Annotated in this window: 19 protein-coding genes; 10 read left to right on the top strand and 9 right to left on the bottom strand. The window is 69.2% G+C overall.

Translation table 11 applies throughout. From position 1 onward, the window contains the following. Positions 1-3: 3 nt before the first annotated feature. The 6 genes from pafA to arc all read right to left on the bottom strand — a co-directional run bounded on the left by pafA (position 4) and on the right by arc (position 7,299). Entirely contained in the window at positions 4-1,362 is a 1,359-nt protein-coding gene (pafA, locus tag IF12_RS0106455) for a Pup--protein ligase (protein WP_030155914.1), read from the bottom strand. A gap of 302 nt (positions 1,363-1,664) precedes the next feature. Continuing rightward, complete coding sequence (gene prcA, locus IF12_RS0106450; RefSeq protein WP_030155912.1) at positions 1,665-2,426, bottom strand: proteasome subunit alpha; 762 nt, start codon at positions 2,424-2,426, stop codon at positions 1,665-1,667. A 15-nt stretch (positions 2,427-2,441) separates the two neighbouring features. Continuing rightward, a complete protein-coding gene (gene prcB, locus IF12_RS0106445; protein WP_051704049.1) occupies positions 2,442-3,236 on the bottom strand; it encodes a proteasome subunit beta in 795 nt (264 codons plus the stop codon). Positions 3,237-3,434: 198 nt separating this feature from the next. Beyond that, on the bottom strand, positions 3,435-3,650 hold the full coding sequence (locus tag IF12_RS0106440) for a ubiquitin-like protein Pup (RefSeq protein ID WP_030155908.1): 216 nt from the start codon (positions 3,648-3,650) through the stop codon (positions 3,435-3,437). Positions 3,651-3,761: 111 nt separating this feature from the next. Beyond that, positions 3,762-5,267 (bottom strand): depupylase/deamidase Dop, encoded by a 1,506-nt coding sequence (gene dop, locus IF12_RS0106435; RefSeq protein WP_035748570.1) that lies wholly within the window; start codon positions 5,265-5,267, stop codon positions 3,762-3,764. Positions 5,268-5,514: 247 nt separating this feature from the next. After that, positions 5,515-7,299 carry a proteasome ATPase gene (gene arc, locus IF12_RS0106430; RefSeq protein ID WP_030155904.1) on the bottom strand — a complete coding sequence of 595 codons (1,785 nt, stop codon included), beginning with the start codon at positions 7,297-7,299 and terminating at the stop codon, positions 5,515-5,517. A gap of 118 nt (positions 7,300-7,417) precedes the next feature. Here arc and IF12_RS0106425 point away from each other — a divergent pair, with 118 nt between their 5' ends. Further along, on the top strand, positions 7,418-7,705 hold the full coding sequence (locus IF12_RS0106425) for a ferredoxin (RefSeq protein WP_030155902.1): 288 nt from the start codon (positions 7,418-7,420) through the stop codon (positions 7,703-7,705). A gap of 96 nt (positions 7,706-7,801) precedes the next feature. Here IF12_RS0106425 and IF12_RS0106420 read toward each other — a convergent pair whose 3' ends face one another. Further along, positions 7,802-8,737, bottom strand: coding sequence for a tRNA (adenine-N1)-methyltransferase (locus tag IF12_RS0106420; protein WP_051704048.1), 936 nt, complete (start codon positions 8,735-8,737; stop codon positions 7,802-7,804). A gap of 33 nt (positions 8,738-8,770) precedes the next feature. Next, positions 8,771-9,871, bottom strand: a complete 1,101-nt coding sequence (locus tag IF12_RS0106415; protein WP_030155898.1) for a site-2 protease family protein — start codon at positions 9,869-9,871, stop codon at positions 8,771-8,773. A gap of 77 nt (positions 9,872-9,948) precedes the next feature. Here IF12_RS0106415 and IF12_RS0106410 point away from each other — a divergent pair, with 77 nt between their 5' ends. The 8 genes from IF12_RS0106410 to IF12_RS0106375 all read left to right on the top strand — a co-directional run bounded on the left by IF12_RS0106410 (position 9,949) and on the right by IF12_RS0106375 (position 20,843). After that, positions 9,949-10,719 (top strand): class I SAM-dependent methyltransferase, encoded by a 771-nt coding sequence (locus tag IF12_RS0106410; protein WP_030155896.1) that lies wholly within the window; start codon positions 9,949-9,951, stop codon positions 10,717-10,719. Between the two features lie 50 nt (positions 10,720-10,769). Continuing rightward, the gene (locus IF12_RS0106405) at positions 10,770-11,600 is read left to right on the top strand and encodes a RecB family exonuclease (protein WP_035748568.1); all 831 of its coding nucleotides are present in this window, start codon (positions 10,770-10,772) and stop codon (positions 11,598-11,600) included. Between the two features lie 65 nt (positions 11,601-11,665). Next, complete coding sequence (locus IF12_RS0106400; protein WP_035748566.1) at positions 11,666-12,910, top strand: sensor histidine kinase; 1,245 nt, start codon at positions 11,666-11,668, stop codon at positions 12,908-12,910. Next, positions 12,907-13,593, top strand: coding sequence for a response regulator transcription factor (locus tag IF12_RS0106395; RefSeq protein WP_030155890.1), 687 nt, complete (start codon positions 12,907-12,909; stop codon positions 13,591-13,593). Before IF12_RS0106400 ends, IF12_RS0106395 begins: the two co-directional genes overlap by 4 nt. 316 nt (positions 13,594-13,909) lie before the next feature. After that, positions 13,910-14,686 (top strand): ABC transporter ATP-binding protein, encoded by a 777-nt coding sequence (locus tag IF12_RS0106390; protein WP_051704103.1) that lies wholly within the window; start codon positions 13,910-13,912, stop codon positions 14,684-14,686. 2 nt (positions 14,687-14,688) lie between these two features. Then, the gene (locus IF12_RS0106385; RefSeq protein ID WP_030155886.1) at positions 14,689-17,229 is read left to right on the top strand and encodes an ABC transporter permease; all 2,541 of its coding nucleotides are present in this window, start codon (positions 14,689-14,691) and stop codon (positions 17,227-17,229) included. Positions 17,230-17,514: 285 nt separating this feature from the next. Then, complete coding sequence (locus IF12_RS0106380) at positions 17,515-18,279, top strand: ABC transporter ATP-binding protein (protein WP_030155884.1); 765 nt, start codon at positions 17,515-17,517, stop codon at positions 18,277-18,279. Then, complete coding sequence (locus tag IF12_RS0106375; protein ID WP_030155882.1) at positions 18,276-20,843, top strand: ABC transporter permease; 2,568 nt, start codon at positions 18,276-18,278, stop codon at positions 20,841-20,843. The genes IF12_RS0106380 and IF12_RS0106375 overlap by 4 nt, the downstream gene beginning before the upstream one ends. A gap of 51 nt (positions 20,844-20,894) precedes the next feature. On the opposite strand, the gene IF12_RS0106370 is transcribed toward IF12_RS0106375, so the two are convergent. Beyond that, positions 20,895-22,343: a sugar porter family MFS transporter gene (locus tag IF12_RS0106370; protein WP_030155880.1), complete on the bottom strand. Its 1,449-nt coding sequence runs from the start codon at positions 22,341-22,343 to the stop codon at positions 20,895-20,897. Positions 22,344-22,657: 314 nt separating this feature from the next. On the opposite strand from IF12_RS0106370, the gene IF12_RS25510 reads away from it, so the two are divergent. Continuing rightward, positions 22,658-22,807 (top strand): hypothetical protein, encoded by a 150-nt coding sequence (locus IF12_RS25510; RefSeq protein ID WP_156036815.1) that lies wholly within the window; start codon positions 22,658-22,660, stop codon positions 22,805-22,807. Positions 22,808-22,970 lie beyond the last annotated feature (163 nt).

Genomic DNA, 22,970 nt, shown 5'->3' with positions numbered 1-22,970 from the left:
TTCTCACATGCTGGCGATGAGCTTGTCGACGCGCTCGTCCCTGGAGCGGAACGGGTCCTTGCACAGGACGGTGCGCTGGGCCTGGTCGTTGAGCTTCAGGTGGACCCAGTCGACGGTGAAGTCGCGGCGCTTCTCCTGGGCCTTGCGGATGAACTCGCCGCGCAGCCGCGCCCGGGTGGTCTGCGGCGGGACCTCCTTGGCCTCGAAGACCTCGACGTCGTGGGTGATCCGCTCGGCCTCGCCGCGCTTCTCCATGAGGTGGTGCAGGCCGCGGCCGCGGCGGATGTCGTGGTAGGCGAGGTCGAGCTGGGCGACGCGCGGGCTCGACAGCGCCAGGCCGCGCTTCTCGCGGTAGCGCTCGATGAGCTTGTGCTTGGCGACCCAGTCGATCTCGCGCGAGACCGAGTCGAGGTCGTCGGACTCGACGGCCTGGAGGACCCGGCCCCACAGGTCGATGACGCGCTTGGTGTTCGCGTCGGCGCCGCGCTGGTCGACGAAGTCGATGGCCTTCTCGAGGTATTCGCGCTGGATGTCCAATGCGGAGGCTTCGCGGCCGCTCGCCAGGCGCACCAGGCGCTTGCCGGTCGTGTCGTGGCTGATCTCGCGGATGGCCCGGATGGGGTTCTCCAGGGTCAGGTCGCGCATGGTCACGCCGGTCTCGATCATCCGCAGCACCAGGTCGGCCGAGCCGACCTTGAGCATGGTGGTGACCTCGTTGATGTTGGAGTCGCCGACGATGACGTGCAGGCGCCGGTAGCGCTCGGCGTCGGCGTGCGGCTCGTCGCGGGTGTTGATGATCGGGCGCGAGCGGGTGGTGGCCGAGGAGACGCCCTCCCAGATGTGCTCGGCGCGCTGGGAGAGGCAGAATCGGGCCCCGCGGGGGGTCTGGAGGACCTTGCCGGCCCCGCAGATGAGCTGGCGGGTGACCAGGAACGGGATGAGGACCTCGGCGAGGCGCCCGAATTCGCCGTGGCGGCTGACGAGGTAGTTCTCGTGGCAGCCGTAGGAGTTCCCGGCCGAGTCGGTGTTGTTCTTGAACAGGTAGATGTCCCCGGCGATGCCCTCGTCGTGGAGGCGCTTCTCGGCGTCGATCATGAGGCCTTCGAGGATGCGCTCACCGGCCCGGTCGTGCTTGACGAGGTCCTCGACCGAGTCGCATTCGGGGGTGGCGTACTCGGGGTGGGAGCCCACGTCGAGGTAGAGGCGGGCGCCGTTGCGGAGGAACACGTTGGAGGAGCGGCCCCAGGAGACCACTCGCCTGAAGAGGTATCGGGCCACTTCGTCCGGAGACAGGCGGCGCTGTCCCCTGAAGGTGCAAGTGACCCCGTATTCGGTCTCCAGTCCGAAAATGCGCCTGTCCATGTCGAAACCCTACCCCGATTCGATTGAGGAGAACACCCCTCGCGGTCGAACGGTTCCGTACCGCTACGGGCGTTGTGGATGTCTTGGCGTTCGCACCGGGGCCGCGGGGCCCCGGTGACCGTCCATTTGCGTGGTACGAATGCGCGTTCGCGGTGTCGGCGGCCGGCTGCCGCCTTCGGTGTCCGCGCATCTGCTGGACGGTCGCTCTCGTCGGTCGGCGAAGTTCGGTTCGGTGCTCGTCCGCGGCGCGGGGCCGCGGGTTCCGCAGCGGCGGCGATGGCGCCGCCGCTGCGGACTGGTCGTCAGGACTCGTCGGCCTCGGGCGTCTCGCCCTCGGCCTCGTCGTCCGCTTCGGCTTCTTCGGTCTCGGCGGCCGGCATGAGCGCGTCGAGGGCGAGGCCCTCGATGCGCCTGAAGGCCCGGCCGGGCCGGGCCCGCTCCAGGACCGCGACCTCCAAGACGTCGGTGGTCAGCTCCCTGCGGGTGCCGTTGCCGCCGTCCGAGGAGAGCGCCCGCAGCGCCAGCGCGAACGCGTCGGCGAGCGGTGCCTCGAAGTCGTGGCCCTCGGCGAGGACCTCTTTGAGCTGGTCGGCGGCCCCGCCCATGGCGAGGTAGCCCGGTTCGTCGTTGATCGATCCGTCGAAGGTGAGCCGGTAGAGCTCGTCGGCCTCGGGCGCGGTGCCGACGCCGGCGACGCAGATCTCGACCTCGAAGGGCTTGGTCTGCTCCGAGAAGATCGCGCCGAGCGTCTGCGCGAAGGCCTTGGCGAGGCTGGCGGCGGTGACGTCGCGGCGGTCGTAGGAGTAGCCGCGCAGGTCGGCCATCCGGACCCCGGCGGTGCGGAGGTTCTCGAACTCGTTGTACTTGCCGACCGCGGCGAAGCCGATGCGGTCGTAGAGCTCGTAGACCTTGTGGAGGGCCGAGGAGACGTTCTCGGCGACGAGCAGGACGCCGTCGGCGCAGGAGAGCACCACGACGTTGCGGCCCCGGGAGATGTTCTTGCGTGCGAACTCGGCCCGGTCCCGCATGATCTGTTCGGGACTGGTGTAGAACTGCATGGCCATGTCCGGCTCCTCTCCTTATCCGTAGGGGTTCTCGGTGCGGGCCGCGATCACCGCTCGGGCGACTTCGGCCACGGTGGACTCGTCGATCCGCTTGGCACCGTCCACCGTGGCGGTCATGACCACCGGGTAGAGGTCGCGGGTCGGGTCGGGCCCGCCGGTGGCGGAGTCGTCGTCGGCGGCGTCGTAGAGGGACTCGACGGCGATCTTGACCGCGTCGTCGGTGGCGATGTCCCGGTGGTAGCGCTTCTTGAGCGAGCTCTTGGCGAAGATCGAGCCCGAGCCGATCGAGTCGAAGTCGCGTTCGGCGTAGATGCCGCCGACGACGTCGAAGCTGTAGATCTTGCCGGCTTCGGCGACCGAGGCCGCGTCGAGGTCGAATCCGGCGAACAGGGGCACGACCGCGAGGCCCTGGAGGGCGATGCCGAGGTTGCCGCGCAGCATGGTGGCGAGGCGGTTGGCCTTGCCGCTCAAGGTGAGCGGGGCGCCCTCGATCTTCTCGTAGTGCTCGAGTTCGAGCTGGTAGAGCTTGACCAGTTCGAGGCCGAGACCGGCGGTGCCCGCGATGCCGACGAGCGAGTAGCCGTCGGCGGGGAACACCTTCTCGATGTCGCGGCTGGAGATGTAGTTGCCCATGGTGGCGCGCCTGTCGCCGGCCATGACCACGCCTTCGGCGGTGCGCAGGGCCACGATCGTGGTGGCGTGGGCGCTGACCTCGGCGAAGTCGCCGGGGGGCAGCGGCCTTCGCCCGGGCACCAGTTCCGGTGCCACCTGCGTGAGGAACTCCGAGAATGAGGAGGTTCCGGCCGTCATATACGCGTTGGGCAGTTTGCCTGGGAATCCTTGACCTGTCACGACATGACCTCCCTATTTCTCACTATTCAGAAAGCGCGGCTCGCCGCTGGGGGCCCTGGCACCGCTCGGTGGGGGTGCGGGGGCGCCACGTATGGGGCAAGGCCCCCGATGCGCCTGCGCGTCGCACCAGGTGGCCCTGTCACTGGCAGGGAGGCGCTACTGGCCGCCCTTTTGCACGAACGAGCGGACGAATTCCTCGGAGTTGGTCTCCAGGACCTCGTCGATCTCGTCGAGCAGGTCGTCTACTTCTTCGGTGATCGCTTCGTGGCGTTCGGCAATCTCGGGGTCTACAGCGGCCTCGGTGGCCTCGGCGTCTGCTTCCTGCCGCGACCGCTGTGACTGCGACTGCCCGCCGGAGTCCTTCGCTGCCATAGCTGTTCCCTTCTACCTCGATCGTGCGTAAACCGTACCGCGAGAGTACGACAGCACGCCAGATACGACGCTGTACCGCTGTGTAATATTCCCGCGGCCGAATCGGTCCGCCTAGTCGGCGGTGATGACGTCGAGGAGGTCCTTGGCCGCGGCGCAGCGTTCGAACAGCTCCCCCACATGGGCTTTGGTGCCCTTCTCGGGCTCCATCATGGGCACTCGCACGAGCGAGTCGGCGCCGACGTCGAAGATGACCGAGTCCCACGAGGCCGCGACGACCTCGGAGGGGTAGCGGGCCAGGCACCGCCCGCGGAAGAACGCGCGCGTGTCGGCCGGCGGCTCGGTCATCGCGTCGATGATCTCGGTGTCGGTCAGCAGGCGCTTCATCTTGCCGCGGGCGACCAGGCGGTGGTAGAGGCCCTTCTCGGGGCGCACGTCGTGGTACTGGAGGTCGATCGCCTGGAGCTTGGCCGAGCCCCAGTCGAGGTTCTCGCGTTCGCGGTAGCGGTCCAGCAGCGAGAGCTTCGCGGGCCAGTCGAGCATGTCGGCCAGCTCCATCGGGTCGCGCGCCAGGGCGTCGAGCACGTAGGCCCACTGGTCGAGGACCTCGCGGGTGTCGGGGTCGGCGTCCTCGCCGCAGTAGGCCTCGGCCTGCTCCAGAATCGACTGCTGGAGCTCGACGGCGGTGAGGCGCTTGCCGTTGCGCAGTTCGATCTTGTGCTGGAGGGTCGGGTCGTGGCTGACGGCGCGCAGTTCGGCGACGGGCTCGGCGATGGCCAGGGAGCCGTCGAAGGCCCCGGACTCGATCATGGCGAGCACGATCGAGGCGGTGCCGACCTTGAGGAAGGTGGCGTACTCGGCGAGGTTCGCGTCGCCGATGATGACGTGCAGGCGCCGGTAGCGCTCGGCGTCGGCGTGCGGCTCGTCGCGGGTGTTGATGATCGGGCGCTTGAGCGTGGTCTCCAGTCCCACCTCGACTTCGAAGAAGTCGGCGCGCTGGGAGATCTGGAAGCGGTGCTCGGAGGCGTCCTGGCCGATGCCTATGCGCCCGGCCCCGGCGAAGACCTGGCGGGTGACCAGGAACGGCGTGAAGTGGGCGACGATGTCGGCGAAGGGGGTCTGGCGCGACATGAGGTAGTTCTCGTGCGCGCCGTAGGAGGCGCCCTTGTTGTCGGTGTTGTTCTTGTACAGGTTGATCGGTCCGATGCCGGGCGTGTGGGCCGCGCGGAGGGCGGCCTCGGCCATGGTCATCTCGCCGGCCTTGTCGAACAGGACGATCTCGCGCGGGTTGGTGACCTCGGGCGTGGAGTACTCGGGGTGCGCGTGGTCGACGTAGAGGCGCGCGCCGTTGGTGAGGATGACGTTGGCGAGCCCGGAGTCCTCGTCGGCGAGGTTCTCGGCGGGGTCGTACAGCGCGCCGGTGTAGGTGAAACCGCGCGCGTCGCGAAGGGGGGTCTCCTCCTCGTAGTCCCACCTGGCGCGGCCGCCCTTGGAGAGCTCGGGGCGGGCGGCGTAGGCGTTGACGATCTGCGAGGAGGTCACCATCGGGTTGGCCCCCGGCTGGCCGGGCACGGAGATCCCGTATTCGATCTCGGTGCCCATGATGCGGCGTACGGTCATGGTTTCGAGCCTAGTCCCTTCAGGTGCGGCACCGCCCCCTCCGAACGCAGACGTTCGGATTTCCGTGCTCACTGTCCGCAGTTTCGTCATGGGCCCCGGCTACCCCGCGGGGGCGGTGGTGACACGTGCCGGGAGGAACGGGACCGGCCGACGGGAAGTCTCCCCCGTCGGCCGGTCGACGAATTGCCACAGGCTGCGTTTGCGGTGCCTTCAGCTTCGCTACGGGCTCAGCTTCCGGTACCTTCCGCTACAGGTACTGGCCGGTGTTCGACACGGTGTCGATGCTGCGGCCGGAGTCGGAGCCCTTGCCGGAGACGAGCGTGCGGATGTAGACGATCCGCTCGCCCTTCTTGCCGGAGATCCGGGCCCAGTCGTCCGGGTTGGTGGTGTTGGGCAGGTCCTCGTTCTCGCGGAACTCGTCGACCGTGGAGTCGATGAGGTGGCTCAGCCGGATGCCCTTGGACTGGTGGGTCAGGAAGTCCTTGATGGCCATCTTCTTCGCCCGGGCGACGATGTTCTCGATCATCGCGCCGGAGTTGAAGTCCTTGAAGTACAGGACCTCCTTGTCGCCGTCGGCGTAGGTGACCTCCAGGAACCGGTTCTCGTCCACTTCGGAGTACATGCGCTCGACGACCGCCTGGATCATCGAGTTCACGGTCGAGTCGCGGTCCTTGTCGTGCTCGCGGAGGTCGTCGTCGTGCAGCGGCAGCGTGGTGGTGATGTACTTCGAGAAGATGTCCTTCGCCGACTCGGCGTCGGGCCGCTCGATCTTGATCTTGACGTCCAGGCGGCCGGGCCGCAGGATCGCCGGGTCGATCATGTCCTCGCGGTTCGAGGCGCCGATGACGATGACGTTCTCCAGGCCCTCCACGCCGTCGATCTCCGACAGCAGCTGGGGGACGATCGTGTTCTCCACGTCCGAGGAGACGCCCGACCCGCGGGTGCGGAAGATGGAGTCCATCTCGTCGAAGAACACGATGACGGGCATGCCCTCGCTGGCCTTCTCACGGGCCCGCTGGAAGACCAGGCGGATGTGCCGCTCGGTCTCGCCGACGTACTTGTTCAGCAGCTCGGGACCCTTGATGTTGAGGAAGTAGCTCCGGCCGGAGGCCTCCTCGCCGCGCATCTCGGCGACCTTCTTGGCCAGCGAGTTGGCGACCGCCTTGGCGATGAGCGTCTTGCCGCAGCCGGGAGGGCCGTAGAGCAGGATGCCCTTGGGCGGGCGCAGCTCGTGCTCGCGGAAGAGGTCCGCGTGCAGGAACGGCAGCTCCACGGCGTCGCGGATCATCTCGATCTGGCCGTCGAGCCCGCCGATGTCGTAGTAGTCGACGTCAGGGACCTCTTCGAGGACGAGCTCTTCGACCTCGCTCTTCTGGATCCGCTCGTAGGCGTAGCCGGCGCGCGGCTCGATCATGACCGAGTCGCCGGCCCGCAGCGGGCCGTTGATGAGCGCGTCCGAGAGCAGCACGACCCGCTCCTCGTCGGCGTGGCTGGTCACCAGCGCCCGGTCGGGCGGACCGCCACCGGGAGGATTCTCGATGAGCTCCTTGAGCGTCACCACCTCCCCGATGCGCTCGTAGTCGAGCACCTCGACCACGTTCATCGCGTCGTTGAGCAGGACCTCCTGACCGCGTTCGAGCTCTTCGGCGTCGATGGACGGCGCGAGCGAGACGCGGAACTTCCTACCAGAGGTGAAGACGTCGACGGTGCCGTCCTCACGGGCCCCCAGGAACACGCCGTATCCGGACGGCGGTTGTGCGAGCCGGTCGATCTCCTCTTTCAGCGAGACGATCTGCTCGCGGGCCTCCTTCAAGGTGGCCACGAGCCGCTCGTTCTGCTCCGACAGGCGATCGACCTGGGATTGGGCGGCGGCGAGCCGCTCTTCCAGAATGTGCATGTGTCGGGGCGTTTCGGTGAGACGGCGCCTGGCAGCGGCCAGTTCTTCCTGAAGCTCTTCGACCTGTCCTGACAGTTCGTCGTCTTCTGGGCCCTGGCCCAGACCCTGTCGACGGTCATCGTTGCTACGTGCCACGGGTCACACCTCCCGAGTGAGGGTTGTCCTACTCCAACCGTAGCTGGCTGGGGAGGCCAATAGTAAGACTCGACACCGACATTGCGCCAGCTTCTTCGCGGCAATTAATCTGGGGGGCATGGCTGAGGAACGTGAACTGGAAGTGTCGATCGACCAGGACGCCTGCACCGGGGACGGGCTGTGCGTGCAGTACGCGCCTACGATTTTCGAGTTCGACATCGACGGTCTTGCCTACGTCAAGGACACGGAAGGCGAGCTGTTGACTACGGCCGGTTCGCAAGTGAACGTGCCCGCACACCTGCGACTGGACATTGTGAACGCCGCTCACGACTGCCCCGGCGAGTGCATCTACGTCCGCGACCGCGCCGACAAGGCGCCCGTCGCCGGCCCCGGAGCGGACGACTGACGCGAGGAGACGGGGCGGGGCGCTGTGACGCGCCCCGCCCTGTCTCGTTTCTGCGCTTGGAAAGTCGTGAATCCGACTCAGTATGTGACCGAACTGTTACGCTTCGCCGTCGCCGTTCGGAGTGGACGCGGCCTCCTCGGCGCGCCGGGCCTCGACCGTCGCCTCCGCTTCGGCGGCGATCCGCTCCTTGCGCTCGCGCAGTGCCTGCTGGCCCTTGGACGGCTTGAGCTTGCGCATCGGCGCCACCGTGCCGGGGGCGAGCTTGCGGGCGGTGATGAGGAACGCGGTGTGGGCGATCATGCGGTGGTCGGGACGCACCGCCAGGCCCTCCAGGTGCCAGCCGCGGATGAGCGACTCCCAGGCCTCGGGCTCGGTGAAGGTCCGGCGCTCGCGCAGGGCCTCGACCAGTTCCGACATCTGCGTGGTGGTGGCGACGTAGCCGATGAAGACCCCGCCGGGGCGAAGGATCCGCTCGACGGTGTCGAGCACCTCCCACGGCGAAAGCATGTCGAGCACGACCCGGTCGACCGGCTCGAGGTCGGCCTCGGCCACGTCCCCGACGGTGAGGGTCCAGTTGTCGGGGACCTCGCCGTAGTAGCCGGCGACGTTCTCCCGGGCGATCTGGGCGAAGTCCTCGCGCAGCTCCCAGGAGTGGACGTGCCCGGTCGAGCCGGTGGCGCGCAGCAGCCAGTTCGTCAGCGCGCCCGACCCGGCCCCGGCCTCCACGACCCGCGAGCCGGGGTAGATGTCACCGAAGGTGAGGATCTGCGCGATGTCCTTGGGGTAGATGACCTGGGCGCCGCGGCGCATCGACAGCCCGTAGTCGGGCAGGAGCGGGCGCAGCGCCAGATAGGCCGTGCCGCCCTCGGTGGTGACGGTGACGCCGTCGGGCCGGCCGATGAGGTCGTCGTGGAAGAGCCTGCCGCGGTGCGTGTGGAACGCGCCGCCCTCGGCGAGCGTGACGGTGGCCTTGCGGCCCTTCGCGTCGGTCAACTGGACGCGATCGCCCGGCTCCAGCAGGTCAGATGCCACTTCGGTGCACTCCTTCGATAGGTCCGAAGCATCTTAACGGAGGGCCTTGACCACGTCGGCGGTGTAGAGCAGCCCTGTCGGGTGGCGCTCGTCCCCCAGCAGGAAGTAGTCGGCGCCGACGCGGCCGATCGCGTCGATGAGCGCCTGCCCGCGGAGGTCGGCGGGGATCTGGGCGATCCGGCCGCGCACGAGCCCCGACAGCGGCATCGCCTCGATCCGCTCGGGCGGCACCGCGGCGACGGCCTCCCGGTCGAGCACACCGACCGGGTCCTCCTCGCGCACCACGACCTCGCGGCCCTCGGCGCGCGCCAGGGCCTCGCCGAGGCGCTCGGTGCGCTGCGCGAACACGAACGGGCGGGCCAGCGCGGCGGCGTCGAGGGCCTTGATCTTCGGTCCCATGCGGGCGGCGCGGATGGCGGAGGTGGCGCCGCGCCACAGTTCGAACGCGACGAAGATGAGCAGGATGAGCCCGAACGGGGAGAACCAGTCGGCGGCGAACAGCCACAGGCCGCCGGCGAGGGTCGCGACGGCGACCGCGCGGCCGGCCCAGCCGGCGAGGCGGTAGCCGGTCCACCGGTCGCCGGTGACGGCCCAGATGCCCGCCTGGAGGGCCTTGCCGCCGTCGAGCGGCAGTCCCGGCAGGAGGTTGTAGACGGCGACGAGGAGGTTCGCGACGCAGATCTGGAAGGACAGCTGCCAGGGCAGGGAGCCGGGGTCGGTCACGAAGAGGCCGGCGAGGCCGAGGGCGCCGAGGGCCGCCGAGACGGCCGGTCCCGCGAGCGCGATCGCGGCGGCGGTCCCGGGTTTGGGGGCCTCGCGGTCCATCTCGGTGAAGCCGCCGAGGGCGTCGAGGTTGATGCGGCGGACGCCGATGCCGGCGCGCAGGCTCACCAGGGCGTGGCCGAGTTCGTGGAGGAAGACCGAGAGCAGGAGGGTGAGGGCGAACAGGGCGGCGACGGCGAGGGAGGCGCCGGCGCCGATGCCGGGGACCGAGCGCTGCACGATCGGGGCGTAGACGGCCACGACGACGGCCGCGAGCAGGAGCCAGGTGTAGCCGAGGGTGATGGGGATGCCCTTGAAGCGCGCGAGGGTGAAGCCGCTGCGGCGGAAGGCCTGGACGTTTGTGGTCGACATCGGCGGCAATGCTACGCGCCCGCCGGGATCGGTGGCCGAGCGGTGACGATCAAACATAACGCGTGTACTGTTTAGGAATGACCATCGACGCGAACGCCGCCCGCTCCTTCGGCCCCGCCGCCGACCTCTACGACTCCATCCGCCCCACCTATCCGGCCGAGGCCCTGCGCTGGCTGACCGGTGACGGACCGGCTGACGACGCCGCCGACGCCGCCAAGGACGTCGTCGACCTCGGCGCCGGCACCGGACTGCTCACCCGCGGGCTCATCGCCCTGGGCCACCGCGTGACCGCCGTCGAACCCGACGAGCGGATGCTCGCGAAGCTCACCGCCTCCAGTCCCGGTCTCACCGCATCGCAGGTCGGGGCCGCGGAGGCCCTGCCGCTCCCTGACGCGAGCGCCGACGTGGTCACCGCCGGCCAGGCCTTCCACTGGTTCGACCGCGGCCGGGCCCTGCCCGAGATCCGCCGCGTCCTGCGCCCCGGGGGCGTGCTCGCGCCGATCTGGAACGTCCGCGACGAATCGGTGGACTGGGTCCACGCGCTCACCGAGGCCATCGGCGTCTCCCAGGGCGAGCGGGACGCGCTCGCCGCAGCCGCGCCGGGCTACTTCGGCTCCGAGTTCGCAGAGGCGGAGCACCGCGTCTTCCGCCACACGTGGCCCATGGACCGCGCCCGCCTCGTGCGCCTGGTGCAGTCGCGCTCCTATTACCTCACCGCCGACGAGGCGCGGCGCTCGCAGATCGTCGCCGTCGTCAACGACGTGGTCGACACGCATCCCGACCTGCGCGGCGAGGAGACCTTCGCGATGCCGTACAACACCTACGCGTTCAGGGTCCGCCGGGACTGAGGGCGGGGAGGCCCGGAGCCGTTGTCGGTGCCCCGTCCTATGCTCGGGGGATGCCGCACGCCACCCGTCCGACCCAGCTCTCCCCTTCGCGCGCGGGGGATTTCAAGCAGTGCCCGCTGCTGTACCGCTTCCGGGCGGTCGACCGCCTGCCCGAGCCGTCCTCGCGCGCGCAGGTGCAGGGCACGCTGGTGCACTCGGTGCTCGAACGGCTCTACGAGCTGGACGCGGGCAGGCGCACGCCGACCGAGGCGCTCGCCCTGATCGAGCCGGAGTGGACGAAGCTCCAGTCCTCGCAGGAGTACTCGTCGCTGTTCGACGACCTCGAGGACGAGTCGGGCTGGCTGCGGGGGGTGCGGCGGCTGGTCGAGACCTACTTCGCGATGGAGGACCCCCAGCGCCTCCAGCCGCACCGCACCGAGTGCCTGGTGACGACCACGCTCGACGACGGGACGCAGCTCAAGGGCTTCATCGACCGCGCCGACGTGAACGCCGACGGGCTGGTGCGGCTGGTGGACTACAAGACCGGGAAGCGCCCGCCGGACCGCTTCGCCGACAAGGCGCTGTTCCAGATGAAGTTCTACGCCCTGGTGTGGTGGCGCACCCGCGGGAAGGTGCCGACGCTGCTGCGGCTGATGTACCTCGGCGACGGCCAGGTCCTGGACTACTCCCCCGACGAGCGGGAGCTGGAGGGCTTCGAGCGCACGCTGAAGGCGCTGTGGGCGACGATGCGCGAGGCGATCGCCACCGGCGAGTTCCGGCCGCAGAAGTCGAAGCTGTGCGGCTGGTGCGCGCATCAGCGGCACTGCCCGGAGTTCGGGGGCGAGCCGCCGGCGTATCCGCTGCCGACGGTCCTTCCAGGACTTGAGATGCCTCCTACCTGAGGCGGACGCGCGGATCATTCTCGCGCTCGATGAATCGGGTGGGGGCCCCGGTTACGGTGTAGAGCGTGCAAGCCGCCTCTTCGCTCCAGCGTCTCCGCCGCTGGTTCCATGATCGCCCGTTCCAGTCCGACTGCGTGTTGGCGGTCGCTTTGGCGGTCGCCTTCGTCGGGTTCTTCGCCGCGACGATCCAGCTGATCCCCGAGTTCAGCCTCTCCTGGTCCGAAGTGGGCCTGATGGCGGTGCCGTACACGGTCATCTGCCTGCGCCGGGTCCTGCTGTGGGGCGGCATCGTCCTGGGGCTGGCGATCTTCACCGTCGCGCTCTTCACCCCGCCGGTGCAGACGATGACCGCCGACGGCGGCGTCGGCTTCTACGTGCTGACCTACACCGCGGCGGCGTACCTGCCGCTGACGCGGGCGCTCGTGGCGGCGACGGCGATCTGGGTCCCGGTGACGATCGCGGTGTATTTGATCCCGCTGATCACCGACACCGAGGTGGACCATTCGGCCTCCTCGCTGGTGGCCATGCTCAACCTGGTCCTGGCGGTGACGGTGTTCTGGATCGGTTGGGTCGTGCGCAACCGGCGCGAGAAGGTCGAGGAATTGTCGGACCGGGCCCGGTTCGCCGAGGAGCGCCAGGACGCCCTCGCGGCGCAGGCGGTCGCCGACGAGCAGCGGCGCATCGCCCGGGAGCTGCACGACGTGGTCGCCCACCACATCTCGGTCATCGGGGTCATGTCCGAGGGCGCCAAGCGGGTGCTGCGGTCCGACCCGGACGCGGCCGAGGAGGCGCTGACGACGGTGAACCAGACCGCGCGCACCGCGCTGCGGGAGATGCGCGACATCCTCACGGTGCTGCGCCACGGCGGCGACGACGTCGGCGCCGCCGACCTCGAGCCGCAGCCTACAGTGGACTCGCTGCGGGCGCTGGTGGCGCAGACCAAGGACGCCGGGCTGCCGGTGCGCTACACCGTCCGCGGCGAGGAGTACCCGCTGCCGACGGGCGTGAGCCTGGCGGTCTTCCGCATCGCCCAGGAGGCGCTGACGAACACCATCAAGCACGCCGGACCGCAGGCCAGGGCCGGAGTCGTGGTCGACTACGGCGAGACCGAGTTCCGCATCTCCGTCGGCGACTCGGGCCACGGCGCGCCGATCGTCGCCGGGTTCTCCGGCGGGCACGGCCTCATCGGCATGCGCGAGCGCGCGACGCTCTACGGCGGCACACTCGAGGCCGGGCCGCGGCCCGGCGGCGGCTACCTCGTCGAGGCCCGCTTCCCCAAGAACGCGCACCTCCAAGGAGTCGACCGATGACCACCGAACGCCCGATCCGGCTGCTCCTCGCCGACGACCAGCAACTGCTGCGCGCGGGATTCAAGATGGTCCTCGGCGCCGAGACCGACATCGACATCGTCGGCGAGGCGAGCGACGGCGTCGAGGCCTTCGAACTCACCCGCCGCCTCGTGCCCGACGTGGTCCTCATGGACATCCGCATGCCCCGCCGCGACGGCGTCGCGGCCACCGCCGACATCGTCGGCGCCTCGCTGCCGAGCCGGGTGCTCGTGCTGACCACCTTCGACCTGGACGAGTACGTGGTCGGCGCACTGCGCGCCGGCGCGGCCGGGTTCCTCACCAAGGACGCGCCAGCCGCCGACCTGGTCGAGGCGATCCGCACCGTCCACGGCGGCGGCGCGGTCGTCGCCCCGCACATCCTCTCGACCCTACTGGGGCGCTTCGCGGCCAACCGCGCCGCCGACGGCGAGGGCAGAGCGGTCATCCTCGACGTCCTCACCGCCCGCGAGCGCGAAGTGCTGCTGCTGCTGGCCAAGGGGCTGACGAACGCCGAGATCGCCGACTCGCTCACCGTCGGCGAGACCACCGTCAAAACCCACGTCGGGCACCTGCTCACCAAGCTCGGCGTGCGCGACCGGGTCCAGGCCGTGGTCCTGGCCTACGAGAGCGGCCTGGTCAAGCCCGGCGGCGACGCGGGCCAATAGCGAAGGCGTGCGGGACTCCTGCCCGGGTAGGGCCCGATCCACCAGAAGGTAGTACCCCGGTACCGCCTTCTCCGCCTTGGGACGTAGAAGAAGACCGTTCTCCAAGCGGATGCGCCCCGACTCGGGCGACAATATCGTCGAATAAGGTGCTGCGGCCCACGACGTCATGTGACATCATGTATGATGTCACAATCGGGCGTCCCGACGTCAGATTGTGCACCACACCGACCACCAGCGTTCCGCGGGCGCCGTCCCGCGGAATCCGGAACACCGAAACCCTCGGCACACCGACACCTTCATCGAAAGCGAGAGCGTCGTGTCCACCGCATCCCCCGTCAAGACCACTGCCGTAGCGGCCCAAGGCGTATGGAAGGCGTACGGCTCGGGTGAGGCCCAAGTCGTGGCCCTGCGCGACGTCTCCGTCGAGTTCGCCTCCGGCGCCTTCACCGCCATCATGGGCCCCTCGGGCTCGGGCAAGTCCACCCTCATGCACTGCCTCGCCGGGCTCGACACCACCGACCGCGGCACCGTCATCATCGGCGACAGCACCGTCACCGGCCTCGGCGACAAGGCCCTCACGAAACTGCGCCGCGACAAGATCGGCTTCATCTTCCAGCAGTTCAACCTCCTGCCGACCCTCACGGCCGAAGAGAACATCACCCTCCCGGCGGCCATCGCCGGCACCAAGGCCGACCCCGACTGGGTCAAGCGGATCATCCACACCCTCGACCTCACCGACCGGCTCTCGCACAAGCCGACCGAGCTGTCGGGCGGCCAACAGCAGCGCGTCGCCTGCGCCCGGGCCCTCGCCACCAGGCCCGACGTGGTCTTCGCCGACGAGCCGACCGGCAACCTCGACACCCGCTCGGGCACCGAAGTCCTCAACTTCCTGCGCACCAGCGTCGACGACTTCGGGCAGACCATCGTCATGGTCACCCACGACCCGACCGCCGCCGCCTACGCCGACCGCGTCGTCTTCCTCGCCGACGGCCAGATCGTCGAGGACATGGCCGACCCGACCGCCGACTCGGTCATCGACAAGATGAAGCACTTCGAGGAACTGGTCGCGGCCGCACAGGAAGAGGCCGCATAGCCATGCTGCGCGCCACCCTCAAGGGCATGGCCAGCCGCAAGGCCCGCCTCGTCCTCACCAGTCTCGCCATCGTCCTCGGCACGATGTTCGTCGCCGCCGCGATGGTGCTCACCTCCACCATGGACAAGTCTCTGAGCGGCCTCGTCGCCGACGCCTACGAGGGCGTCGACGGGGTCGTGACGCCCACCTCGGCCGACGCCCAGTTCGAAGAGGGCTTCGGCTCCGCCTCGAACCTGATCCCGGCCGAGGCCCTCGACACCATCACCGCCGTCGACGGCGTCGACGCGGCCGACGGCGCCGTCGAAGGCCAGATCAACGCCATCGGCCCCAACGGCAAACTCGTCGGCACCTTCGCGCCCACCATCGGATTCAACTGGGAGTCGAACGCCAACCAGGAGTTCTACGGATTCCAGGAGGGCACCGAGCCCGCGGCCGACGACGAGATCGCCGTCTCCACGAAGTTCCTCGCCGACTCCGGGTTCGACATCGGCGACCGGGTCACGGTGTACTCCTACACCGCCGACCGCGCCGAGTTCACCATCGTCGGCGTCTTCAACCTCCCCGGCGACCGCGACTCGATGGCCGGCGAGACCATGATCGCCTTCACCACGCCGGCGGCCCAGCAGCTCATGACCAAGGGCGAGGACGTCTACTCGGCCGTCTACCTCTACGGCGACTTCTCCACCGACGAGGTCGACCAGGCCCTCGGCGCCGGCGAGTACAAGGTCCAGACCGGCCAGGAGGCCAGCGACGAGCTCGCCCAGGGCCTGTCGGTCATCTCCAGCGTCATGGGCTACATCTTCCTCGGCTTCGGCCTCATCGCCGTGTTCGTGTCGGTCTTCCTCATCATCAACACCTTCACCATCATCGTGGCCCAGCGCCAACGCGAACTGGCCGTCCTGCGCGCCATGGGCGCCGGACGCGACCAGGTGGTCCGGTCGGTCCTCGCCGAAGCGCTCATCGTCGGCACCATCGCCTCGATCCTCGGACTCGGCCTGGGCCTCTTGCTCGGCTGGGGCCTGTCGCTCGCGGTCGGCGAGTTCATGTTCAGCGGCCTCGCCGTCCAGTTCACCGTCCCGGCCACCACGCTGTGGGCGCTCGTCGTCGGCATCGGCGTCACGATCCTGTCGGCGGTCGTGCCGGCGGTCCGGGCCTCGCGCGTGCCGCCGGTCGCGGCGATGCGCGAAGCGGCCAACCCGCCGAAACCGCTGCGCACCATCACCATCGCGGGCGCGGTGGTGACGCTCGTCGGCACCGCCCTCATCGCCCTCGGACTCAGCGACAACCTCGGCGGCGAGGAGCTCCTCGGGATCCTGTCCGGGGTCGGCATCGCCTTCGTCGGCATCACCCTGCTCACCCCGATCATCTCCAAGCCGCTGGTCTCGTTCCTCGGCCTGCTGATGTCGTGGTCGTTCACCGGCAAGCTCGGCAAGCTCAACGCCGGGCGCAACCCGCGCCGGACCGCCATCACCGCCTCGGCCTTGATGATCGCCGTCGCCCTCATCACCGGCATCGCCACGATCGTCTCGAGCCTCAAGGCGACCACGGCCGAAGCGCTCGAACTGAACCTCGACTCCGACCTCATCGTCAGCGGCCTCCAGACCGGCGCGAACATCCCGACGTTCGCGTCCGAGCGGATCGACGAGCTCAAGGCCCTCGACGGCGTCGAGAGCGTCGGCGACGTCTACGTCGACTTCATGGGCGCCGAGGTCGACGGCGAAGGCGAGATCCTGTCCTCCAGCCAGGACCTGGATGCGACCCTGAAGGTCTTCGGCGGCACCGTCTCCGAAGGCTCGGTCACCGACCTCGCGGCGGACTCGGTCGTCATCGACGAGGGCACCGCCGAGAAGAACGACCTCGCCCTGGGCGACACGGTCGAGGTGACCTTCAGCGACGGCACCACGACGCCGCTGCGGATCACCGCGATCCTCGACGGCTACGACCTCACCGACGGCTGGTGGGTCTCGCCCGAGCAGATCGAGCACTTCGCGATCCCCAAACCGATGCAGGCCTACATCGCCGTCACCGACGGCGCCGACCTCCTCGCGGTCCAAGCCGACGTCGAGGACGTCCTCGCCGACGAGCCCGAGGTCGGGGTCACCAACAACGCCGAGTTCGTCGAGCAGCAGACCAGCGGACTCGACACGCTCGTCAACGCCGTGCAGATCCTGCTCGCGCTGGCGATCATCATCGCCATCATCGGCGTGGTCAACACCCTGGTCCTGTCGGTCCTCGAACGCACCAGGGAGCTGGGGCTGCTGCGGGCGGTCGGCATGACACGGGGGCAGGCCTGGCGGATGATCACCGTCGAGAGCATCATCATCTGCCTGTTCGGCGCGGTGCTCGGCATCGGCGTGGGCATCGGCCTGGGCTGGACGGTGCAGCAGGCGCTCGAATCGGAGGGGCTGACGAACTTCGCCCTGCCGTGGGGCCTGATCGTGACCTACCTGCTCGTGTCGGTCGTCGTCGGACTGCTGGCGGCGCTCGCCCCGGCCGCCCGGGCCGCGAAGCTCAACGTGCTCGGAGCCATCGCCTACGAATAGCTTTTCTCCTGAAAGACTTCACTCCTGAAAGGAAACCAGGTTGAGGGGCGGCGCCCGAAGGCGCCGCCCCTCCCGTCTGCGTGAGCGGCCGCGAACGCGACTGTCCTGAAGGCCCACCCGCGCCGCTGCGGCCCTCGGCCGTTCGACCGAGGCGCGGGCCGCAAGTCCGGTCCGCGGACCGAAGCCGGCGGGCGTATTTCTCAATAGCGTTGCGGCAACAGGAAAACAGCTCGAACGAAAGGCGTTCCCGTGCCACTCGCGAATCCCCCCGCTCCCACCGGCGTCCTGACGCGCACCCGCGCCGCGGTCACCGCCACCGGCCTGTGGCGGGCCTACGGCTCCGGCGAGGCCCAGGTCGTGGCCCTGCGCGACGTCTCGGTCCAGTTCACCGCCGGTGCGTTCACCGCCATCATGGGCCCCTCGGGCTCGGGCAAGTCGACGCTCATGCACTGCCTCGCCGGGCTCGACACCACCGACCGCGGCACCGTGAACATCGGCGAGACGGTCCTGACGGGCCTGGGCGACAAGGCCTTGACGCGGCTGCGCCGCGACAAGATCGGCTTCATCTTCCAGCAGTTCAACCTCCTGCCGACCCTCACGGCCGAGGAGAACATCCTGCTGCCGGCCTCGATCGCCGGGGCCAGGACCGACCCCGACTGGCTCCGCCGGGTCATCGACACGCTCGACCTGCGCGACCGGCTCTCGCACAAGCCGACCGAGCTGTCGGGCGGCCAGCAGCAGCGCGTCGCCTGCGCCCGGGCGCTCGCGACCCGGCCCGAGGTGGTGTTCGCCGACGAGCCGACCGGCAACCTCGACACCCGCGCGGGCACCGAGGTGCTGCGGTTCCTGCGCAGGTCCGTTGACGACTTCGGACAGACCATCGTCATGGTCACCCACGACCCGAGCGCCGCCGCCTACGCCGACCGGGTGGTCTTCCTCGCCGACGGCCAGATCGTGGACGAGCTGCGCCGACCCACCGCCGACTCGGTCATCGACAAGATGCGCGGCTTCGAGCAGCGCGCCCCGATCGCCGAGCGGACCGCCCGATGACCCGCCTTCGCCCCCAGAGCCTCCTGCGCACCACCGTGAAGGGCATGGCCGCCCGCAAGGCCCGCCTGGCGCTCACCGGCCTCGCCGTCGTCCTCGGCGCGGCGTTCATCGCCGCCGCGCTGGTCCTGACCGCCTCCATCCGGTCCACCGTCGACGACCTCAACGGCGCCGCCTACGCGGGCGTCGACCTCCTCGTCAGGCCCGTCGAACCCGAGACCTACGGCGAGCGGCTCGTCCGCGAGGGCGTCTCGGCCGAGACGCTGGCCGCGGTCGAGGCGAGCGACGGCGTCGAACGGGTCTCCACCACCGTCTCGTGGATGATCAACGCGCTCGACGACAACGGCAAGGTCGTCGGCGGCTTCGCCCCGACCAGCGCCGTCAACTGGGGCGACGAGTCGACCGACCGCGAACTGCGCGAAGGGCGGGCGCCCGAGACCGACGGCGAGGTCGCGGTCTCGGCCAAGTTCGCGACCGATTCCGGGCTCGGGCTCGGCGACACCGTCACCGCCTACTCGATGACCTCGGACAAGACCGAGTACGCGATCGTCGGCGTCTACGGCTATCCGGGCGGGCGCGACTCGCTCTCGGGCGGCACCGAACTCGCTTTCACGACCGAGGAGGCCCAGTACCTGGTCTTCGACGGCCGAGACGTCTACTCGATGGTCGCCGTGCACGCCGCGGACGGCACGAGCGGCGCCGAGCTGCTCGACGCGCTCGCGCCGGCGGTCGGCGCCGAGGCCGAGACGGTGACCATCGAGGACTACAGCGCCGAGATGAGCGCCGAGACCGCCGAGATCACGGGCGTCATCGGGAACTTCCTCCTCGGGTTCGGCCTGGTCGCGGTGTTCGTGTCGGTCTTCCTCATCGCCAACACGTTCTCGATCGTCATCGCCGGGCGCCTCAAGGAGATCGCGATGATGCGCGCCATCGGCGCCGGACGCGGGCAGATCGTCCGCTCGGTCCTCGCCGAGGCGCTCATCCTCGGCGCGCTGGCCGCGCTCGCCGGCACGATCGTCGGCGTCGCCGGCGGCGCCGGCCTGACCTCGGCGGTCGCGGGGAGGCTCCTGGACTCGGCGCAGGTGAGCGTCGCGATCCCGCCGTCGGCGGTGATCGCCGCCCTCGCGGTCGGCATCGGCGTCACCGTCGTGTCCGCGCTCGTCCCGGCCCTCAGGGCCTCCAAGACCCCGCCGGTCGAGGCGATGCGCGCGGCCGTCAAGGCCGACAAGCCGATCACGGGCGTCACCGTCACCGGAGCGGTCGTGACCGCCGCCGGGGCCGCGGCAATGGCCTTGGGCCTCACCGGAAGCCTCGGCGACAGGGCCGACCTCGCGGGCGTGGGGATCGGCGCGGGCCTGGTCTTCGTCGGCGTCACGCTCCTGACCGCGTGGCTGTCCCGGCCGCTCGTGGCGGCTCTGGGCGCGCTGTGGTCGTGGAGCTTCGCCGGGAAGCTCGGGCGCCGCAACGCCGCCCGCAACCCCAGGCGCACCGCGGGCACCGCGGCCGCGCTCATGATCGGCGTGACTCTGGTGACCGCGACCGCCACGTTGCTGACCAGCGTCAAAGCGAGCCTCACGGACTACTTCCAGGACAACGTGAAGGCCGAGCTGTTCGTGACCGGCCCGCTCACCGCCGCCGTGTCCCCGTCGTTCGACCCCGCGGTCATGGACGGCATCCGCGAGGTCGAAGGCGTCGACCACGCTGTGGAGATGTACTACGACCTCGCCGACATCGACGGCACCGAGCAGTACGTCAATGCCACGACCGACTTCGCCGGCATCGTCGGGCTGTTCGGCGGCACGGTCGCCGAAGGCGACGACGGCGCCCTGGCCGACGACGAGATCGCCGTCAACGCCTGGGCCGCCGAGGACCTCGGCGTCGGCATGGGCGACACTGTGACCGCGACGTTCAGCCGCGGCACCGAGGCCCGCGAGTTCACCGTGGCCGCGATCCTGGACGACAACGAGAACACCGACGGCTGGTACGTCGCCGCGACCTACACCGACGAGTTCTACACGACCAAGCCGACCATGGCCCTGATCGACGTGGCCGACGGCGGCGACGTCGCGGCCGTGACCGCCGCCGTCGACGGCCTCCTCGCCAACGAACCAGAAGTCAGCGTCCAGAACCACGAGGACTTCGTCGCGGAGATGACGGTCTTCTACGACTTCGCCATCATCGCGATCCAGCTCCTGCTGGGCCTGGCGATGGTCGTGGCCGTCATCGGCGTGGTCAACACGCTGGTCCTGTCGGTCCTGGAGCGCACCCGGGAGCTCGGGATGCTCCGCGCGATCGGCATGACCCGGGGCCAGACCACCAGGATGGTCACCGTCGAGAGCGTCACCATCGCCCTGTTCGGAGCGATCCTCGGCATCGCCGTGGGCGTGGCGCTGGGGTGGGCGATCCAGAGCGCCCTGGTCGAGACCGGCATCGAGGTCTTCGCCGTCCCGACCGCGCTCATCGCCGGCTACCTCGGCGCGGCGGTCCTCGTCGGGCTCCTCGCGGCCATCGCCCCGGCGGTGCGCGCCTCGAAGGTCGACATCCTCGCCGCGATCGCCTACGAGTAGCACGCAGCGGAGCGGGGGCGGACCGTATCGGTCCGCCCCCGCTCCGCTCGTTCAGCTCGCGGTGCCGAGCTTGCCGCTCTTGAGGCTCTCCATGTCCTCCAGTTCGACGCCCTTGGTCTCCTTGACCATCTTGAGCACGAAGAAGAACGAGATGAGCGCGAACATGGCGTAGAGCCCGTACGCCAGGAACAGGCCCGTGCTGGCCAGCTGCGGGAACGTGACGGTGATGAGCCAGTTGCTGGTCCACTGGGCCGCGGCCGCGACGCCGAGCGCGGAGGCGCGGATGCGGTTGGAGAACATCTCCCCCAGCAGCACCCAGACGACCGGGCCCCAGGTGAAGGCGAACCCGAACACGAACACGTTCGCGGCCAGGAGCGCGATCACGCCGGCGGCATCGCTGAGCAGCGGGTTGTTCTCGGCGTCGACGGGCGAGGAGGCGAAGATCGCGGCCATGGTCCCGAGGGCGACGAACATGATCGCCGAACCGCACAGCAGCAGCTTCTTGCGCCCGGCGCGGTCGACGAGGAAGATCGCGAGGATCGTACCGGCGATGTTCACCACCGAGTTGATCACGGAGGTCAAGAACGCGTCGTTCTCGCTGAACCCGACCGACTGCCACAGCGAGGTCGAGTAGTAGAAGATCACGTTGATGCCCACGAACTGCTGGAACATCGACAGGAAGATGCCGACCCAGACGATCGGCAGGAGGCCGAAGCGCGGCCCGCGCACATCGGAGATCCGCGGCGGGTGGTCGCTGCTGAGGGTCCGCTGGATCTCGGAGATCCGGTTGTCCACGTCGCCGCCGACGTACTTCGCCAGCACGCTCCTGGCCTTGTCGACCTGGTTCTTCGCGACGAGGTAGCGGGGCGATTCGGGGATGTTCAGCGAGAACATGAAGTAGACGAACGCCGGAATAGCCTCTGCGGCGAACATCCACCGCCAGGCCGTGCCGCCCCAGGGGACCTCGCCGCTCGCGCCGCCGGCCGCGGCCTGGATCCCGTAGTTCACCACGAGTGCCGCGAAGATGCCGAGCACGATCGCGAACTGCTGCAACGAACCGAGACGGCCGCGCAGGTGCGCCGGCGCGATCTCGGCGATGTAGGCGGGGGCGATGACGCTGGCGGCGCCGATCGCCAGACCGCCGCTGACCCGCCAGGCGGTCAGGTCCACCGGGCCGGTCGCGAGGGCGCTGCCCAGTGAGGTGACGAAGAAGAGGACCGCCGCGATCATCATGACCTTCGGGCGGCCGATCCGGTTGGCGAGCGAACCGGCGAACCAGGCGCCGACGACGCAGCCGAGCAGGGCCGAGGACACCACCACGCCGGTCTGGAACGAGTTGATCCCCCACTGGTTCTCCAGTGCGCCCACGGTCCCGTTGATGACGGCCGTGTCGTACCCGAACAGGAACCCGCCCAGAGCGGCGGCGATCGACACGAACACTGCCGAGGAAGTGCCCTTGTGCGTCTCGCCCCGCAGCAGACCATCGTTGTCTGAAGTCATCACTCACTCCCGTAGGCGACTCGGCGCCGGTAGCACACGTGTGGAAATCCTAAGCCGCAATCGACGCGATCATCGCGAATCGCCGCAATCCGTAGCACTACCCCGAAGTCGCCGAAGCGAACCGGAAATCACCCCGGCGTACTCCGCAGGCCCGCTCGAACTCCCAAGGGGCGCAAGAGAAAGCTGAAAATCGAAGCCGGGTCCATCGAATGTGACTTACTTAACCTGTGACGCATGATACGTACGTTCCATCGATGTGAAACAATATTGGGAGGGCATAACCCAGTAAACGAGCCTGCAACGGAGGAGGCCACGTGAGCACATTCTTCAGTGTCGTTGGAGCTATCGGGATCGCGTTCGTACTCGTGACCGTGTCGCTGCTGACTTTCCTGGTGACAGGCGCGATCTTCGGGATCGGAGTCGGTGTGTCCAAGCTCAGGGATGCGCTCTCGACGTCGTCCTAGGCATACGAAGGGGCCCCCGCCGGCAGGCGGGGGCCCCTTCGCGTACAGGAAAGGCCCGACACGATGTGTCGGGCCTTTCCTTCAAGAACATGTTTGGCGGTGTCCTGCTCTCCCACACCCCCTCGGGTGCAGTACCATCGGCGCTGGAAGCCGTAACGACCGG

Origin of the sequence: Glycomyces sp. NRRL B-16210 (assembly GCF_000719515.1) — a bacterium.
In the GTDB taxonomy this organism is placed as follows: domain Bacteria; phylum Actinomycetota; class Actinomycetes; order Mycobacteriales; family Micromonosporaceae; genus Glycomyces.
Note: the sequence above shows the minus strand (reverse complement) of the source record. Positions and strands in the feature narration are given on the sequence as shown.